Genomic DNA, 15,861 nt, shown 5'->3' with positions numbered 1-15,861 from the left:
TCGGTCACCTACAGGTGGCAAGCGCACACACACAGCCAGTCTGGCCAATTGTCGAACACCCCAGTAGGGCCGAGCGCGCGGGCACGAACCCGCCACCAGCCCAGGAAGCCTTGAATATGAACTCGTCCGTCTCCGCACTGCCGCTGTCCACCTTGAGTCCTGCCAATGAAGCGCTGACCCTGCGTCTGCCCAGCTCATTGCAACTCAAACAGCAATTGCCCCTCGGCAACATCCTGACCCAGCAAGTCGCCACCCACCGCCAGGCGGTTCGCGCGATTCTCAACGGTGAAGACTCCCGTATGCTGGTCATCGTAGGCCCATGCTCGATCCACGATCCGGAATCAGCCCTCGAATACGCCGGCAACCTTGCCCGCCTCGCCACCGAAGTCAGCGACGAAATGCTCCTGGTGATGCGCGCCTACGTCGAAAAACCCCGCACCACGGTTGGCTGGAAAGGCCTGGCCTACGATCCGCATCTGGATGGCAGCGATGACATGGCCGCCGGCCTGACGCTGTCCCGCGAGCTGATGCGCGAAATGCTCCGCCTGGGTCTGCCCGTTGCCACTGAACTGCTGCAACCGATGGCCGCCGGCTACTTCGATGACCTGTTGAGCTGGGTGGCGATTGGCGCCCGGACCACGGAGTCGCAGATCCATCGGGAAATGGCCAGCGGCCTGGGCATGCCTGTCGGGTTCAAGAACGGGACTGACGGCGGTGTCGCTGTCGCCAGCGATGCCATGCGTTCCGCTGCCCATCCGCATCGCCATTTCGGTGTCGACAGCCAGGGACATCCGGCAATCATTCAAACCCCGGGCAATGCGGACACTCACCTGGTATTGCGCGGCGGCCATCGCGGGCCGAACTACGACGGCGCCAGTATCGCCCGGGTGAACAGTGACTTGGCCCGGCTCAGGATTCCGGCCCGGATCATGGTCGATTGCAGTCACGCCAACAGTGGCAAAGACCCATTGCGCCAGCCGGCCGTGTTCAACGATGTGCTTGAACAGCGTCTGCAAGGTGATCGTTCGCTGATCGGCATGATGATCGAGAGCCATTTGTTCGAGGGCTGTCAGCCGTTGAGTTCGTCAATGCAATACGGTGTGTCAGTGACCGATGGCTGCCTTGGTTGGGCCGGGACAGAACAGCTGTTGCTTGAAGCGGCAGATCGGCTGCGAGTGCAAGACAACGCCCAATAACCGGCATCATCTGTCCGCCCTCCGGCCTTCATCTGAAGACTGGAGGGCAAATGGTGATCAATGTCCCATCAGGGATTGCACCTTAACCAGTGTCACCCCGGATTGTTGAGAGCTGTCATCAAGGCGCTCGACCGAACAGGAAACACGGATCGCAGAATCTCGATGCTCCCTCCAGAACCGGTAGGGAACGATGAATATCAACGGCTCGCCCACGGTGTCTCTGGTGATTTCGCGCTCGTCACAGTGATCGAATTTCTCCCCCTCGCATCTCAGGCAAACCAGCTCCCCTTTTTCAGCCCTGGGGTTTTCGATGACGACGGTCACCCCATCCTGCACGTCATGCAGATCCACCCAGCCTTCGTCGGCTTCCAGCACAACGGGTGCTGGCAGCGGTCCCCGCTCCATCTTGCCAATCATCAGTGTCGTTACTTCAGAGTATCGAGGGCCATGTCCTGCTTGCTTGACGCAATAATCGACGGAAACGGATGACCCCAGATTGGGCGCAATGCATTCCGGGCTGACCCAGAACGACAACTCATTGCCCACAGCAAAGGACTCGACCTTGAGTGCATCACTGAAGCTTGCTTCGAGCGAAACACCCGTCCAAGTCAGCAACACCCAGTCGCCCGCCGTCATGCGCGCATAGGGTTTGATTGTAACGATCGCCCCTTCCTTGACCCGATCCGGATCAAGCGTTCTGCCCACCGCGTCGTCCACCGTCGCGGGTAACAGGTCTGATTGCACATCACCCACACACAGCTGTAAACGATGGGAGTGCACGATCCCGATAAAACGACTGCTCAAGAGCGAGTAGCTGATTTCGAGTGAACCACCGTCGAGCGCCTCGATATAAGCGCTACCCACAGCAAAGATCATGTCCTCGCCGACCCTGTCGTCACTGACGAAACGCGTCACCTGATGATTGCAGGCGAGGCCATCGGCATCCAGCCCCGCCCAATTCAACAGCAATTTGTCGCCGCAGGTCATGCCTGGGTAAGGACGGACCCTGATCACGGCTTTTCGGTCAGAGGGGTTCAGAACGCCGTTTTCCGCCTGCTCCAGTAAGGGCGGTGGCAATGGTCGCTGTACGAGATTCAGGGTGTCGGATTCATAAACAGTCATTCATTCGCTCCAGTCCCTGGAATAAACACCGAACGGGTGGCCGGCTTGGGGTGACGTGTATTTAACCTCACGACTACCCGCCGTGATGTCGGCCTCTCACTCAGCCTCGCTCGGAAAATCGATACATACGAAGTAGGTCTTTGATCAAGAGCAACCTGATTGTCGTGAAAAATCGTCAAACGACTCCGACTAAAACCTCAGCAAATCTTGAGCATTCACACTTGCACTATTCCGCTTTCCGGAGGTTTCGGCGGACTTTTCATACATCGCGCCAACCTCGAGTGTTTTAGAGTGAAACGCCATGCAGTCCCGACGAACTTCTGTGCAAAGGTGTGAATATGCAAAGGAATGCAAGCACTCGTTATCCAATACTGCTGATCCACGGCCTGTTCGGCTTCGAAAAAATCGGCAAGTTCGAGCTGTTTCACGACATCAGGCAGGCGCTGAGGAACGCCGGAGCAAGGGTGTTCGTTCCCCACTTGTCGGCCATCCATGACAACGAAGTACGCGGTAAGCAATTGCTCATGCAGATCGAGCGGGTACTGGAAGGAACCGGTGCCTGCAAAGTCAACCTCATAGGCCATAGCCAGGGTGCACTGGCCGCACGTTATGCCGCAGCGGTTGCACCACGCAGTGTGGCATCGGTGACTTCCGTCAGCGGGCCGAACCATGGCTCGGAGCTCGCCGATTTCCTGCGCAAGGCATTGACACCGGGCCGTCTGCCGGAACATGTGGCCGAGACCGTGGTGAACCTCTTCGCCGACTTCCTCGCGACCCTGAGCGACAACCGGTACCAGCCGCGCAACGCCATTGCCGCCCTCAATGCACTGACCACCGAGGGCGTAGGCGCCTTCAATGACAAATACCCGCAAGGACTGCCCGCCACCTGGGGTGGCAAGGGTAACGAACGGGTCAATGGTGTTCGTTACTACTCGTGGAGCGGCGTGCTGCAGTCGAATGTGCTCAACGAAGGGCTCAATGCGCTCAATCCGCTCAACGGTTTCTGTCGGGTCCTTTCCGGGTATTTCGTCACGGAAGCCGGGCAGAACGACGGTTTGGTCGGTCGCTTCAGTTCTCACCTGGGCACGGTTATCCGCTCCGACTATGCGCTGGATCACCTGGACACCCTTGGCCAGCCGGCAGGCCAGTTGCGCACAGGCGTCGACCCGGTCGAACTGTATGTCCAGCATGCCGAGCGCTTGAGAGCCGCCGGCCTTTGAGGGGCTACCTGCCGTGAATCCCGCATGGAACGGAACTTTGAGGAGAATTAGCTCACTGAATCCGGTAGGCTGCGCATTTTATCGAATATTGAAAGGAGTATTTTCCCATGGCCAAAGCCACTGCCCGTCACATCCTTGTTGCCTCGGAAGCCAAGTGCAACGAACTCAAGGCCCAAATCGAGGCTGGTGCCGATTTCGCCGAAGTTGCCAAGGCAAACTCCACCTGCCCTTCCAGCCGCCAGGGTGGTGATCTGGGTTCGTTCGGTCCAGGCCAGATGGTCAAGGAATTCGACACCGTGGTTTTCAGCGCGCCGCTCAACGTGGTCCAGGGCCCGGTCAAGACCCAGTTCGGTTACCACCTGCTGGAAGTGACCAGTCGTCAGGACTGATCGACGCTTGAGCTATTCAACGGCCCGCCTTTTGGTGGGCCGTTGTGTTTCACACACGTAATTCGGCTGGCGAGGGACGCGCCGCTAGCGTACAAATTGTCGTTAACGACCACCCGGCTCTAAGGCTGACAATGCGACTGGCTTTCCCTACCTTGTTGTTCACGGCCGTGGCCCTGCTGTCGGGTGCCGCGGGTGTGAATGCGGCACCGCAACCGGCAATGACCGTGTACGGCGAACCGGCAAAATATCCTGCCGGTTTCAGTCATTTCGCCTACACCAATCCGCTGGCCCCCAAAGGCGGCACGATGCGGCGATCGGCGATCGAAATCGGGCAGTTCGACCATGTCTTGCCTTACATCGACAAAGGCATCGGCGTCACCCAGATCGACGGCTTGCTCTATTCGCCGCTGGCCCAGCGCTCGCTGGACGAGCCGTACACCGTGTACGGCCTGGTGGCAGAGAAGATGGAGCGTTCCGAGGACGGCTTGTCACTGCGTTTCTACCTCAACCCCAAGGCGCGTTTTGCCGATGGCAAAGCCATTACCGCCGAAGACGTGCGCTATACCTTCGACCTGCTGATGACCCAGGGCAGCCTGCGTTACCGCACCCAGTTCGCCGACGTCAAAGGCGTGGAAGTGGAATCGCCTCTGACTATCCGCTTTGATTTCAAGAACAACGAAAATCGCACCCTGCCGCTGGATATCGCGACCCTGCCGGTGTTTCCCGAACACTGGTGGAAGACTCGCGATTTTGCCGGTGGCGGCGGCTATGAAGCGCCGTTGGGCAGCGGCCCCTATAAAGTGGGCAAGATCGATTCCGGGCGCAGCATCACCTTCGAACGCAATCCCGACTGGTGGGGCAAGGACCTGCCGGTCAGCCGTGGCCTGTACAACTTCGATCATTTCAGCATCGAGTACTTCGGCGATACCGACGTGGCGCGCCAGGTCCTGCGCGGTGGCGCCTATGACTACAACCGGGAATTTTCCGCCACCGGCTATTCCATCGGTTATGACAGTCCAGCCCTGAGCGACGGTCGTCTGCAAAAGGCCCACCTCGCCACCGAGGCGCCGCAGCCGGCCCAGGGTTTTGTGTTCAATCTGCAAAAGCCCATGTTCCAGGACCGACGCGTGCGCCAGGCGCTGGTGATGCTGTGGGACTTCGAGTGGAGCAACCGGCAGATGATGCGCGACATGTACATTCGCCAGCAGAGCTTTTTCTCCAACACCGATCTCGCCGCCCGGCAACTGCCGGATGCCGGGGAGCTGGCGATTCTCGAACCGCTGCGCGGCCAGATTCCCGACGAAGTCTTCACCCAGGTGTTCGAGGCGCCGAAGACCGATGGCAGCGGTGTGATTCGCGACAAGCAGCTACAGGCCCTGGACTTGCTCGAACAGGCCGGCTGGAAACCCGATGGCGACCAACTGGTCAATGCCGACGGCGAGCCGCTGAGCTTCACGTTCCTGGTCAGCCAGAACGGCATGGACCGTCTGCTGTTGCCCTATAAACGCACGCTGAAACAGATCGGCATCGACCTCAATATCCGCCGCATCGACTCGTCCCAGTACGTCAACCGCCTGATGAGCCGCGACTACGACATGATCGTCACCGGCTACCCCGTCACCACTTCTCCAGGAGGCGAGCTGCTCAATTACTTCGGTTCCGAGGCGGCCACCGACCCGGGCTCCAACAACTACATGGTGTTGAAGAACCCGGCAGTGGACACCCTGATCACCGGGCTGATCCGGGCCAACACCCAGGCTGACATGCTGCATTACGCCCATGCCCTGGACCGGGTGCTGCAATGGAATTACTACTGGATTCCCAACTATTACCCGCCGGGCACCTCGACGGTGTGGTGGAACCGCTTCGGCATCCCGAACGTGCAAGCGAGCAATGACGAAGCCATCGAGAGCTGGTGGGAGATGAGCACCACGCCATTGACCAACCAACAGATGACGGCCGAGCGTATCCGCCGTGGCAAACCCGGAGGGCCGCACTGATGTGGGCTTACATACTGCGGCGCCTGCTGCTGATCATTCCGACGCTGGTGATCATTCTTCTGGTCAACTTTGTCATCGTCCAGGCGGCACCGGGCGGGCCGGTCGAACAGGCCATCGCACACTTGCAGGGCATCGGCGGTGCAGCGGTCGGCGGCGGCTCCGGCGAGTCCATGAACGGCAAGTCCCGGGCCAGTCGCGGGCTCGATCCGCAGCTGATCAAGGACATTGAAAAACAGTACGGCTTCGATAAACCGGCGCACGAACGCCTCTGGCTGATGCTCACCAGCTACGCGCGCCTGGACTTCGGCAAGAGTTTCTTCCGCGGCGCCACCGTCACCGACCTGATCCTCGAGAAAATGCCGGTGACCATTTCCCTCGGGCTCTGGGCGACGCTGATCACTTACCTGGTGTCGATTCCCCTGGGCATCCGCAAGGCCGTGCACCATGGCAGCCATTTCGACATCTGGAGCAGCACCGCGATCATCATCGGCTATGCCATGCCGGCGTTCCTGTTTGCGATGTTCCTGATCGTGGTGTTTGCCGGCGGCACTTCGCTGAACTGGTTCCCCGTTCGCGGACTGGTCTCGGACAACTTCGAATCGCTGTCGACCATTGGCAAAGTGGCCGATTACTTCTGGCATCTGGTGTTGCCGGTGACCGCGCTGGTGATCGGCGGTTTCGCCACGCTGACCATCCTGACCAAGAACTCGTTCCTCAATGAAATCACCCGCCAGTACGTGGTCACTGCCCGGGCCAAGGGTTTGAGTGAGCGACGGGTGCTCTATGGACACGTGTTCCGCAATGCCATGCTGCTGGTGGTATCGGGCATTCCCCAGGCGTTCATCAGTGTGTTTTTTGCCGGTTCCCTGCTGATCGAAGTGATCTTCTCCCTCGACGGTCTGGGCCGCATGAGTTACGAAGCAGCGGTTTCCCGGGACTATCCGGTGGTGTTCGGCTCGTTGTTCATCTTCACCCTGTTTGGCCTTTTGATAAAACTGGTCGGTGACCTCTGCTACACCTTGGTCGACCCGCGTATCGACTTCGCCGCGAGGAACGCCTGATGCTCAAGCTTTCACCGCTGGCGCGTCGGCGCTTCGAGCGTTTCAAGAAAAACCGTCGGGGCTGGTGGTCGCTCTGGCTGTTTGTCGGCCTGTTCCTGATGACCCTGGGCGGCGAACTGATCGCCAACGACAAACCGCTGATGGTCAGCTATCAAGGCCAGTGGTACTTCCCGGTGTTCAAGCGCCACACCGAACAGGAGTTCGGCGGGCAACTGCCGTTCCAGGCCGACTATCGCAGCGACTACGTGCAGAAGCTGATCAAGAAGGATGGTGGCTGGTTGCTCTTTCCACCGATTCCATTCAGCGACGACACGCCCAACTATGACCTGAACAAACCCGCTCCAAGTCCGCCCACCAGCGTCAATTGGCTGGGCACCGACGACCAGGCTCGGGACGTTCTGGCCCGGGTGATCTTCGGTGCCCGGGTGTCGATCCTGTTTGCCTTGATGTTGACGTTTGTCAGTGCGCTGATCGGTATCGCGGCCGGTGCCCTGCAAGGCTATTACGGCGGCTGGGTGGATTTGCTCGGCCAGCGCCTGCTGGAGGTATGGTCCGGGCTGCCGGTGCTGTACCTGCTGATCATCCTGTCGGGTTTCGTCGAGCCGAATTTCTGGTGGTTGCTGGGAATCATGGCACTGTTTTCATGGCTGGCCCTGGTGGACGTGGTGCGCGCCGAGTTCCTGCGAGGGCGCAATCTGGAATACGTCAAGGCCGCGCGCGCGCTGGGCCTGACCGACCGCAAAGTCATCGTCCGGCACATTCTGCCCAACGCCATGAACGCGACCTTGAGCTACCTGCCGTTCATTCTTACCGGGGCGATTTCCACCCTGACAGCACTGGACTTCCTCGGCTTCGGCATGCCGGCGGGCAGTGCATCCCTGGGTGAGCTGATCGGCCAGGGCAAGCAGAACCTGCAAGCACCGTGGCTGGGCCTGACGGCGTTCTTCACCCTGGCGCTGATTCTTTCTTTACTGGTGTTTATCGGCGAGGCGTTGCGAGACGCCTTCGATCCGAGATCTTGAGCGGACGGCTGAAATGACCAACCTGATCGAAATCCGTGACCTCAGCGTGGCCTTCAGCGGCCAGACCGTGGTGCGCAATCTGTGCCTGGACATACGCCCCGGCGAATGCCTGGCGCTGGTGGGCGAATCGGGATCGGGCAAGTCGGTGACGGCCCACTCGATCCTGCAACTGCTGCCGCAAACCGATACCCGGACAACCGGCAGCATCCGCTATCGCGGCCAGGAACTGGTGGGTGCCGATGCCGGCAAGTTGCGACAACTGCGCGGCAATCGCATTGCGATGATCTTCCAGGAGCCCATGACGTCCCTGAACCCGCTGCACAGCATCGAAAAACAGATCGGCGAAACCTTGCTGGTGCACAAAGGCCTGGCAGGCAAAGCGGCGCAGGTGCGGATCCTTGAACTGCTGCACCTGGTGGGCATCCAGAAACCCGAGGAACGCCTCAAGGCCTATCCGCATCAACTGTCCGGCGGCCAGCGCCAGCGGGTGATGATTGCCATGGCCCTGGCGTGCGAACCGGAACTGCTGATTGCCGACGAACCGACCACCGCGCTGGATGTGACGGTGCAGCGCAAGATCCTGCTGCTGCTCAAGTCCCTGCAACAGCGGCTGGGCATGTCGCTGCTGCTGATCAGCCACGACCTGAATCTGGTGCGCAGCATCGCCCAGCGCGTGTGCGTGATGAAGGCCGGGGAAATCGTCGAGCAAGCGCCGTGCGAAACCCTGTTCACCGAACCAAAGCACCCTTACAGCTGCGTATTGCTGCACGCCGAACCCGAGGGCGAAGCCTTGCCCCGGGACGAGCGCGAAAACGTACTGGAGGTGAACGATCTGCAGGTGCGGTTTCCCGTCAGTGGCGGCCTGTTCCAGCGCAAGACCTGGCTGCGTGCCGTCGATGGCATCAGCCTGAATATTCAGCGCGGCAAGACCCTGGGCATTGTCGGTGAATCCGGTTCCGGCAAGTCCACGCTCGGTCAGGCGATCCTGCGTTTGCTCGACTCCGAAGGCAGCATCCGCTTTCAGGGCCAGGCGCTGGACGGCCTGACGCAAAAACAGCTACGGCCGTGGCGCAAGAAAATGCAGGTGGTGTTCCAGGATCCCTTCGGCAGCCTCAGCCCGCGAATGTCGGTGGCGCAGATCATCAGCGAAGGCCTGGAAGTGCACAGCCAGTTGAGCCCCCAAGAGTGCAACGCCGAAGTGATCCGCGCACTGAGCGAAGTCGGCCTCGACCCGCAAAGCCGCCATCGCTATCCCCACGAATTCTCCGGTGGTCAGCGCCAGCGCATCGCCATCGCCCGGGCGCTGGTGCTCAAGCCGGCGCTGATCCTGCTCGACGAACCGACCTCGGCGCTGGACCGCACGGTGCAGAAACAGGTGGTCGCCCTGCTCCGCCAGCTCCAGGAAAAGCACGGTCTGACCTACCTGTTCATCAGCCACGACCTGGCGGTGGTGCGCGCCCTGGCCCACGACATGATCGTGATCAAGGACGGCAAGGTGGTAGAACGCGGCGCCAGCCATGAGGTGTTCGATTCACCGCAGCATCCGTACACCAAGGAGCTGTTGGCGGCGGCGTTGTTGGGGCAGGCATAATCCATTGCATTCAGTTGGACCGCGGCGCGGCCTTCGCGAGCAAGCCCGCTCCCACAGGGGATTTGTGAACGACACAAATCAAGTGTGGGAGCGGGCTTGCTCGCGAAGAGGCCGGCACAGGCAATAAATCATCAGGATCAAACCCATGAACACCACCGAAAGCCTCAAGGACTACCAGCGCGTTCGCCTGCTGGCGATCCGTTCATTGTTCGAAATCATCGAGCAATCGAGCGAGGGCACGGTGATTGTCGACCGCGATGCCAACATCGTCTGGATGAATGAGCGCTATGCCCGACGCTTCGGCCTGCAATCGGCGCAAGTGGCGATCGGCAAGCCCTGCGAAAGCGTGATCCCCGGCAGCCTGTTGCGTGAAGTGGTGCGCACCGGCCGGCCGATTCTGCTGGACATGCAAGACACCCCAAAAGAACCGCTGGTGGTCATGCGCCTGCCGATTCACGACGATGCCGGCGTGGTCATCGGCGCCATCGGTTTCGCCCTGTTCGACGAACTGCGCAGCCTGTCGCCGATGCTCAAGCGCTACATGAGCATGCAGGAAGAACTGGCCTCCACCCGCTCGCTGCTGCGGGCGCGGCAGACCAAATACAACTTCGCCCATTTCATCGGCACCAGCGCCGCCAGCCTGGAAGTCAAACGCCGCGCCCGGCGCAGTGCGAGTACCGAATCGCCTGTACTGCTGCTCGGCGAAACCGGCACCGGCAAGGAGTTGTTGGCTCAGGCCATCCACAATGCCTCGCCCCGTGCGCACAAGGCATTTGTCAGCATCAACAGCGCAGCGATTCCCGAATCATTGCTGGAGGCCGAATTCTTCGGCACCGCCCCCGGCGCGTTTACCGGTGCCGACCGCAAGGGCCGCGCCGGCAAATTGCAGATCGCCCAGGGCGGCACCTTGTTCCTCGACGAAATCGGCGATATGCCGCTGCCCCTGCAAAGCAAACTGCTGCGCGTGCTGCAGGAAAAGGAATTCGAGCCGGTGGGGTCCAATGAGGTGATCCAGAGCGATGTGCGGGTGATCGCCGCGACCTCGACCGACCTGGAAGCGGCGATCAAACGCGGCGAGTTCCGCGCCGACTTGTACTACCGCCTCAACGTGCTGCCGATTCAGGTTCCGCCCCTGCGCGACCGCCTCGATGACGTGCCGGCGCTCAGTGAAGCGATTCTCGAGGAGCTGCGCAGCCAGCATGAACTGCACCACGAAGCCCTGGAATTGTTGGGGCAACACGCCTGGCCGGGGAACATCCGCGAATTGCGCAATGTGCTGGAGCGCGCGGCGCTGCTCAGCGATGACTTGCGCCTGACAGCGGCGGACATACGCGCGGCGATTGGTACGTTCACCCGGGTTGAGCGCGTGACGCCCTTGGCCCAGGAGCCCTTTGCCCATGAAACCTTCAGTGCGGCGCGGGAGCGATTTGACCGGCAACTGATCGAAACGACCCTTGCGCAATGCGAGGGCAAGGTCATTGAGGCGGCGGCACGATTGGGGCTGGGGCGGTCGACTTTGTACAAGAAGATGGTGGCGTTGGGGATTGCAGAGTCTCAATAAAGAGACATACATCTCCATTGCTGGACAGACCTTCGCGAGCAAGCCCGCTCCCACAGGAGAAGGCATTCCCCTGATCAATTCGGTCAACTGTGGGAGCGGGCTTGCCCGCGAAGAGGCCGGCACTCCCAATACAAGTCTCAAACAAGAGACAACAATCCCGAACCAGCTCACCAACATCAGAATATATCTTTATATTTCAATAAGTTAAGTATTTGGCACAAAACCCGCTATACGCCTCTACTACCCAGTTCCACCCTACAAAAATAACAACCCAGGAGACACACCATGAGTGTGATCATTGCCTTGGCAGCCCTCGCGCTGCTGATGCTGGCTGCCTACCGTGGCTATAGCGTTATCCTTTTTGCCCCGATTGCCGCCCTCGGCGCAGTCCTGCTCACCGACCCCTCTGCCGTCGCCCCCGCTTTCACCGGGGTGTTCATGGAAAAAATGGTCGGTTTCATCAAGTTGTATTTCCCGGTGTTCCTGCTCGGCGCAGTGTTCGGCAAGCTGATCGAACTGTCCGGCTTCTCGCGCTCCATCGTCGCCGCGGCGATACGCCTGCTCGGCACCCGCCAGGCAATGCTGGTGATCGTGCTGGTCTGTGCCCTGCTCACCTATGGCGGCGTGTCGCTGTTTGTGGTGGTGTTCGCGGTCTACCCGTTTGCCGCTGAAATGTTCCGCCAGAGCAACATCCCCAAGCGCCTGATCCCGGCGACCATTGCCCTGGGCGCGTTCTCGTTCACCATGGACGCCCTGCCCGGCACGCCACAAATCCAGAACATCATCCCCAGCACTTTCTTCAACACCACTGCCTGGGCGGCGCCGTGGCTGGGCGTGATCGGCACGATCTTCGTGTTCTGTGCCGGCATGCTGTTTCTCCAGCGTCAACGCAACAAGGCACAGCGCGCCGGTGAAGGTTATGGATCCGACCTGCGCAACGAGCCGGAAACCGCCGCCGACCTCAAGCTGCCCAACCCGTGGCTCGCACTGTCGCCACTCTTGGCGGTAGGCATCATGAACCTGCTGTTCACCCATTGGATTCCGCAGGTGTATGGCAAGACCCACAGCCTCGCGCTGCCAGGCATGGCCGCGCCGGTGACCACGGACATCGCCAAGCTCACGGCGATCTGGGCGGTACAGGCCGCCTTGCTGGTCGGCATCCTCATGGTGCTGGTGTTTGGCTACAAGGCGATCAGCCGAAAACTCGCCGAAGGCAGTAAAAGCGCAGTCAGCGGCGCGTTGCTGGCGGCGATGAACACCGCCTCGGAATACGGCTTCGGCGCGGTGATCGCGTCCCTGCCGGGCTTTCTGGTGTTGGCCGACTGGCTCAAGAGCATTCCCGACCCACTGGTCAACGAAGCGATTACCGTGACCCTGCTGGCCGGCATCACCGGTTCTGCCTCGGGCGGCATGAGCATTGCGCTGGCGGCCATGTCCGAGCAATTCATCAGCGCCGCCCATGCGGCGAACATCCCGCTGGAAGTGCTGCACCGGGTCGCCGCGATGGCCAGTGGCGGCATGGACACCCTGCCGCACAACGGCGCGGTGATTACCCTGCTGGCGGTCACCGGTCTGACCCACCGCGAGGCTTACAAAGACATTTTCTGTATTACGCTGATCAAGACCCTGGCGGTCTTCGTGGTGATCGGCACCTTCTACGCCACTGGCATTGTGTGAGGTATTCATGACGACTCTTTCGGGCAAGACCGCACTGGTCACCGGTTCCACCAGCGGCATCGGCCTGGGGATCGCCCTCAGCCTGGCCAGGGCCGGGGCCAACCTGATCCTCAACGGTTTTGGCGATGCGTCCAACGTTATTGCCGAGGTCGAACAGTTTGGCGGCAAGGTCGGCCACCACCCGGCCGATGTCAGCGATCCGGCACAGATTGCCGACATGATCGCCTACGCCGAGCGCGAGTTCGGCGGCGTCGATATCCTGGTCAACAATGCCGGCATTCAACACGTGGCAGCGGTGGACGAGTTTCCGGTGGAGCGTTGGGATTCGATCATCGCGATCAACCTGTCGTCGGTGTTCCACAGCACCCGTTTGAGTCTGCCGGGCATGCGCGCCAAGGGCTGGGGCCGGGTGATCAACATTGCCTCGGTGCATGGCCTGGTCGGTTCGGTGGGCAAGTCCGCCTATGTCGCCGCCAAGCACGGGGTGATCGGCTTGACCAAAGTGGTCGCCCTGGAAACCGCGACCACCCAGGTCACCTGCAACGCGATCTGCCCAGGCTGGGTACTGACGCCGCTGGTGCAGAAGCAGATCGACGACCGTGCCGCCAGCGGGGTTCACCCACAGCAGGCGCAGCATGATCTGCTCGCTGAAAAGCAGCCATCGCTGGAGTTCGTGACACCGCCGCAACTGGGTGAACTGGTGCTGTTTTTGTGCAGCGACGCCGGCAGCCAGGTGCGGGGCGCGGCGTGGAATGTGGATGGTGGCTGGTTGGCGCAGTAATCATCTGCCAGACCGCGTGATCGTTCATCGCGAGCAAGCTCGCTCCCACATGGAAATGTGATCCCCTGTGGGAGCGGGCTTGCCCGCGAATGGATCTAAAGACATAAGAAGAGGCAAACCATGTCCGACATCCTCTGGCAACCCGACGTCAAACGCATTGGCAAAACCCGCATGGAGGCCTTCCGGCGCTTCATCAATCAGCGGTATCACCTCAAGATTGACGACTACCCGGCCCTGCACCAATGGTCCATCGAGCAACGCCCCGACTTCTGGCAGGCCATTGTCGACTTCTTCGACATTCGCTTCCACGAGCAACCCGACGCCGTGCTGCTCGAAGGCCCGCAGATGCCCAGCGCCCAGTGGTTCCAGGGCGCCACACTGAACTTTGCCGAACACCTGCTACAGCGCCGCGATGATGCGATCGCCGTGGTCGCCGTTGGCGAAAACGGTCAGCGTGAACATTTGACCTGGGCCGAGCTGGCAGAGCATGTTGCCGGCTTTCAAAACGGTTTGATCGCCGCCGGCGTCGGTGTGGGTGACCGGGTCGCCGCGTGCATGCCCAACACCTGGCAAACCCTGGTGGCCATGCTCGCCACCACCAGCCTTGGCGCTGTCTGGTCCTGTTCTTCACCGGACTTCGGCACCCAGGGGGTGGTTGACCGTTTCGGCCAGATCGAACCGAAAGTGCTGGTGACCTGCGCCGGTTACCGCTATGCCGGCAAAGAGATCGACCAGACCGCCAAGATCAACGAGATCCTCCAGCGCCTGCCGTCGTTGCAACAGTTGATCGTGGTTCCGTATGCGCGGCCTCAGGCGCACATCGCAGACTTCCGCACCCCGGCCAACGTGACACTGTGGGACGATTTCTACGCACCCGGCGGCGAACCGGATTTCGTCCCGGTGCCCTTCGCCCATCCGCTGTACATCCTCTATTCCAGCGGCACCACCGGCGTGCCCAAATGCATCATCCACAGCACCGGCGGCGTACTCCTGCAACACGTCAAGGAACACGGCCTGCACTGCGATCTTGGCCCCGGCGAGCGCCTGTTCTACTACACCACGTGCGGCTGGATGATGTGGAACTGGCTGGTCTCGGCCCTCGCGGTAGGCAGCGCGGTGGTGCTGTACGACGGCTCGCCGTTCCACCCTGACCCGCAACGCTTGATCGACCTGATCGACGACGAAGGGATCAGCGTCTTCGGCACCAGCCCGAAATACCTCGCCACCCTGGAAAGCAGCGGCATCAAGCCCCGAGACAGTCATGACCTGGGTAGCCTCAGGACGTTGCTGTGCACCGGCTCGGCGCTGTCGCCGCAGAGTTACGACTTTGTCTATCGCGACTTCAAGGCTGACCTGTGCCTGGCCTCGATGTCCGGCGGCACCGACATCGTCTCGTGCTTCGTCAACGGCAACCCTGTGTCGCCGGTGCGGCGCGGCGAAATCATGGGCAAGAGCCTGGGCATGGCCGTCGAGGTATGGAACGACGCCGGTCAGCCGGTGATCGGCGAAAAAGGTGAACTGGTCTGCACCCGGCATTTCCCGGCGATGCCCGTTGGCCTGTGGAACGATGCCGATGGCGAGAAACTGCGCCAGTCCTATTTCAGCCTGTTCCCCGGCGTCTGGGCCCAGGGCGACTACGCCGAACAATTGCCCCATGGCGGGATGATGATTCACGGCCGCTCGGATGCCGTGCTCAACCCCGGCGGTGTGCGCATCGGCACGGCGGAAATCTATCGCCAGGTGGAAAAGATCCCGCAGGTGCTCGACAGCGTGGCCATCGGTCAGCAATGGCAGGATGACGTGCGGGTGGTGCTGTTCGTACGCTTGCGCGACGGGCTTGAGCTGGACGAGGCGCTGCAACAACAGATCCGCCAGACGATTCGCGCCAACACCACGCCGCGTCATGTGCCGGCGAAGATTGTCGCGGTCACCGACATTCCGCGGACCATCAGCGGCAAGGTGGTTGAACTGGCGGTGCGCAATGTGGTGCATGGGCAGAAAGTGAAAAACACCGATGCCCTGGCCAATCCCGAAGCGCTGGAGCAGTACCGCGATCGTCCAGAACTCCAGGATTGACTGTAGGAGCGAGCTTGCTCGCGATAAACCCGAGAGCGCCACGGGGCACCTGCCAACCCGCGTTATCGTTGACAACCATCGCGAGCGAGCTCGCTCCTACAGGGTTTTGTGTCGCTTAACCGTTCACCATGACGGTTCCTCCACAATCGATCACCTGTGCAAGAA

Annotated in this window: 12 protein-coding genes; 11 read left to right on the top strand and 1 reads right to left on the bottom strand. The window is 60.8% G+C overall.

What is annotated here, in order from left to right:
• Positions 1–116 precede the first annotated feature (116 nt).
• A complete protein-coding gene (locus AC3WN7_RS08875; RefSeq protein ID WP_095966782.1) occupies positions 117–1,196 on the top strand; it encodes a 3-deoxy-7-phosphoheptulonate synthase in 1,080 nt (359 codons plus the stop codon).
• 57 nt (positions 1,197–1,253) lie between these two features.
• Here AC3WN7_RS08875 and AC3WN7_RS08870 read toward each other — a convergent pair whose 3' ends face one another.
• A complete protein-coding gene (locus AC3WN7_RS08870; RefSeq protein ID WP_095966783.1) occupies positions 1,254–2,318 on the bottom strand; it encodes a hypothetical protein in 1,065 nt (354 codons plus the stop codon).
• Between the two features lie 338 nt (positions 2,319–2,656).
• On the opposite strand from AC3WN7_RS08870, the gene AC3WN7_RS08865 reads away from it, so the two are divergent.
• From AC3WN7_RS08865 to AC3WN7_RS08820, 10 genes are all read left to right on the top strand, one after another.
• On the top strand, positions 2,657–3,538 hold the full coding sequence (locus AC3WN7_RS08865; protein ID WP_095966784.1) for an esterase/lipase family protein: 882 nt from the start codon (positions 2,657–2,659) through the stop codon (positions 3,536–3,538).
• A gap of 107 nt (positions 3,539–3,645) precedes the next feature.
• Positions 3,646–3,927, top strand: coding sequence for a peptidylprolyl isomerase (locus tag AC3WN7_RS08860; protein ID WP_095966785.1), 282 nt, complete (start codon positions 3,646–3,648; stop codon positions 3,925–3,927).
• Between the two features lie 131 nt (positions 3,928–4,058).
• Complete coding sequence (locus AC3WN7_RS08855) at positions 4,059–5,927, top strand: extracellular solute-binding protein (protein ID WP_095966786.1); 1,869 nt, start codon at positions 4,059–4,061, stop codon at positions 5,925–5,927.
• On the top strand, positions 5,927–6,988 hold the full coding sequence (locus tag AC3WN7_RS08850) for a microcin C ABC transporter permease YejB (RefSeq protein ID WP_102674067.1): 1,062 nt from the start codon (positions 5,927–5,929) through the stop codon (positions 6,986–6,988). Before AC3WN7_RS08855 ends, AC3WN7_RS08850 begins: the two co-directional genes overlap by 1 nt.
• A complete protein-coding gene (locus AC3WN7_RS08845; RefSeq protein WP_007974697.1) occupies positions 6,988–8,010 on the top strand; it encodes an ABC transporter permease in 1,023 nt (340 codons plus the stop codon). Before AC3WN7_RS08850 ends, AC3WN7_RS08845 begins: the two co-directional genes overlap by 1 nt.
• A gap of 13 nt (positions 8,011–8,023) precedes the next feature.
• On the top strand, positions 8,024–9,601 hold the full coding sequence (locus AC3WN7_RS08840) for an ABC transporter ATP-binding protein (RefSeq protein WP_095966788.1): 1,578 nt from the start codon (positions 8,024–8,026) through the stop codon (positions 9,599–9,601).
• 145 nt (positions 9,602–9,746) lie between these two features.
• Positions 9,747–11,162, top strand: a complete 1,416-nt coding sequence (locus tag AC3WN7_RS08835; RefSeq protein WP_095966789.1) for a sigma-54 interaction domain-containing protein — start codon at positions 9,747–9,749, stop codon at positions 11,160–11,162.
• A 285-nt stretch (positions 11,163–11,447) separates the two neighbouring features.
• Entirely contained in the window at positions 11,448–12,839 is a 1,392-nt protein-coding gene (locus AC3WN7_RS08830) for a GntP family permease (protein WP_095966790.1), read from the top strand.
• A gap of 7 nt (positions 12,840–12,846) precedes the next feature.
• Positions 12,847–13,620: a 3-hydroxybutyrate dehydrogenase gene (locus tag AC3WN7_RS08825; protein ID WP_095966791.1), complete on the top strand. Its 774-nt coding sequence runs from the start codon at positions 12,847–12,849 to the stop codon at positions 13,618–13,620.
• A gap of 120 nt (positions 13,621–13,740) precedes the next feature.
• Positions 13,741–15,696, top strand: a complete 1,956-nt coding sequence (locus tag AC3WN7_RS08820) for an acetoacetate--CoA ligase (RefSeq protein ID WP_095966792.1) — start codon at positions 13,741–13,743, stop codon at positions 15,694–15,696.
• Positions 15,697–15,861: the final 165 nt, after the last annotated feature.

The organism is Pseudomonas sp. FW305-70, assembly GCF_058783925.1.
This window is presented reverse-complemented; position numbering and strand designations above follow the sequence as displayed.